3 protein-coding genes are annotated in these 2,548 nt (G+C 72.6%); all 3 read right to left on the reverse strand.

Annotated features, from left to right (window positions below):
* The coding region (locus WBP48_RS01360) for a DNA-3-methyladenine glycosylase (protein ID WP_424434951.1) at positions 1-523 on the reverse strand (523 nt) is incomplete at its 3' end.
* Positions 524-663: 140 nt separating this feature from the next.
* Positions 664-2,097 carry a hypothetical protein gene (locus WBP48_RS01365; protein ID WP_424434945.1) on the reverse strand — a complete coding sequence of 478 codons (1,434 nt, stop codon included), beginning with the start codon at positions 2,095-2,097 and terminating at the stop codon, positions 664-666.
* Positions 2,087-2,548, reverse strand: a 462-nt coding sequence (locus WBP48_RS01370) for a TIGR03943 family putative permease subunit (protein ID WP_424434948.1), incomplete at its 5' end; no start/stop codon positions are given. The genes WBP48_RS01365 and WBP48_RS01370, both read right to left, overlap by 11 nt.

The following is a 2,548-nucleotide window of genomic DNA, read 5'->3' on the forward strand; positions in this document are numbered from 1 at the left end:
GCCCCGTCGCGACTTCATCGGCCGCGGCCGCCGGCAGCCACAGCCTCGCGACGGCGCCTGCCTGCTCGGCACCGGTGACGGCGTCGATCCCGTCGTGGACCGGATGACGCAGGCCGACGGCATCCCCGAGGCGCCCCGGCCCCCGTGCCAGTTCGAGCGGGGTTCGCGCGGCCGGGCGCCGCGCGAAGGCGGCATCCTCCCCCGCCACGATCTCCGCGGCACGCAGCAGGATTCCCCCGGCAACACCCGAAGGACCGCAGACGACGTTCACACAGGAGTGGATGCCGTGGCTCAGATACACGTACAGATGCCCCGGTTCGCCCCACATCGTCGCGTTGCGGGCAGTGCGACCCATGCGGGCGTGCGAACCCGGATCGGGGATCTCGCCGGTCCCGGCCCCGTGGTACGCCTCGACCTCGGTGAGCCGCGCCGCGACGGTCGCACCGCCGACGGTGACCCGCAGCACGCCGCCGAGCAGCCGCGGGGCGACCTCGACGGGAAGCCCCGACAGCGCCTCCCGCATCGCGGGCACAAGCCGGCCGGTTCGAAACTCCACGGATTCGGTGCCCGGCATGGCGTTTCGGCCCCCGTCTGCGCGGTCGGCGGCGAATTCTGTGGAGTTTCGGCGGGACCCGGCACCCGAGACCGCACCCGACGGCCCGCTCATCCGCGCGGCGGGGTCTGGCACCACGAGATCGCGAACCCGTCCAGCGCCACGACCTCGGCGCCATCGGTGAGCGCGACGACGTGCGTCTGCACGCGATCGGGCAACGGCAGCTGGTAGCCGTCGTACGGGTTGGACACGGCGTCCGGCGCGATCAGGAACGCGACGTAGCGACCGCTCGGCGACACGCACGTCTGAATCAGCACGTCGGCCGGGTCGACTGAGAACACCGGCCGCGCGGCGCCCGTGACGTCGACGACGTTGACGGTCGTCGACGTCACCGTGAACCCGTCGATCACCGCGAGGACCCGGAGGGTGTCGCCGCCCACGAGCGGCGTCGTGGCGTTGACCTGGCCGAGGGCGGGGTCGGTCGCCGGCAGCGGTGTCTCCTGCGCCGTCGCGAGATCGATCGCGACGGGTCCATCAACCCGCTCGATGACGGCGGTGGTCGAGCCTCGCGCGATGCCATCGATCGCCACGGCGTTCCCGAGCGCAACAGGCGCTGCGCCCGCCCCGCCCACCGTCGGCGGGGACACGAGGGTCAGCGCGCCGTCGTAGGTGAGCATGAGGATGCTGTCGGTGCCGGGGACGAACCGCCAGTCGTCCACGCGGGACTCGCCGCCGTCGCGTTCGACCGGCACCGGGTCGGCATCCCGCTGCGCCGCGTCCAGGGATGCCGTGAACAGCGTCGCCTCGCGCGCGCCCGCGCTGCCGACGTTCGCGTCGGTGAACGTGTAGCCGACGAGGTTGCCGCGGTCGGCGCTCTGCAGGTTCGTGACGGTCCCCTCACCGGGTAGCGGCAGTTCGCGCTCGCCGGTTCCGGCGAGGTCCGTGACGATCAGGTGCGACCGGCCGTGGTCGTCGAGGGTCGCGATCACGAGGTGACCCGCGGTCGCGCGGAAATCCTCGATGTGCGCGTTCGTGTACACGGGCACCGCGGCGTCGCCGACGAGATCGGTGCGGAAGATCGTGTCGCCGTCGACGCTCCCGCGCTGCAGCAGGAACGAGTGCAGCAGCGGCGTCGAGAACGACTCCCGAACGGATGCCGAGGCCCCCCCGCCGACGCCGCTGAGGCCGTCGATCGACACGGTGTAGTCGGTGTCGTCCCACAGCGGCTGCGCGAAGCGGATGCCGACGCTGCGCCCCGACGTGTCGACGGTGAAGTCGGTGGCGGGCGTCACGGTCACCTGCGCGGGAGCGACCTCGGCGAGCGACTGGGTCGTCGTGAGGATCATGCGGGAGCCCGGCGAGCTCACCGCGGCATCCGGATCGACGCTCACGTGCGTCACGCGTGGGCCCTGCGCGGTCGTCACGGCGGACCCGGCGAGCCCGATGGCGCCGAGGACGGCGATGATCGCCACGAACGCGCCGACGAACGCCCGCGAACGCCGGCGGCGCGCGCTCTCCCGGCGGGTGCGCGCCTCAGTACTCATACGGGTCCTTGGGCTGATCGATGACGCTCACGTCCGACGCCTGCAGTTGCAGCCTCCCGCCCGCATCGTGGATCGTCCCGGTCACGCTGACCCAGGTGCCGGTGTCGGGGGCGTCACCGGCGGTCGCCACCGGGACGCTCGCGGGTTGCGCGTCGATCACGCAGTGCGTGATGACGAGGCGCGTGAGCGAGAACCCGCCGTCGCCGGGCGTGACGAAGCCGGTGAGCGTGATCTCGTCGCCGTCGAACGCCTCGGGATTCGTCGCCGTCGCGAACACGCTCGCCCATTCGCCGACCCCGAACGACGCCGTGTCGCCCGTCGCGGCGAGCGCGATGGTGTCGGCACCCTGGAACAGCGGCGGTGCACCGGTATCGCGCTGCATAGCGAGCTCGGCCGACAGCGTCGCCGGCGGAGTCAGCACGATCGCCGCGACGACGCCGGTCGCCAGGAT

The sequence above is a fragment of the Microbacterium sp. genome, assembly GCF_049661145.1.
Lineage (GTDB): Bacteria > Actinomycetota > Actinomycetes > Actinomycetales > Microbacteriaceae > Microbacterium.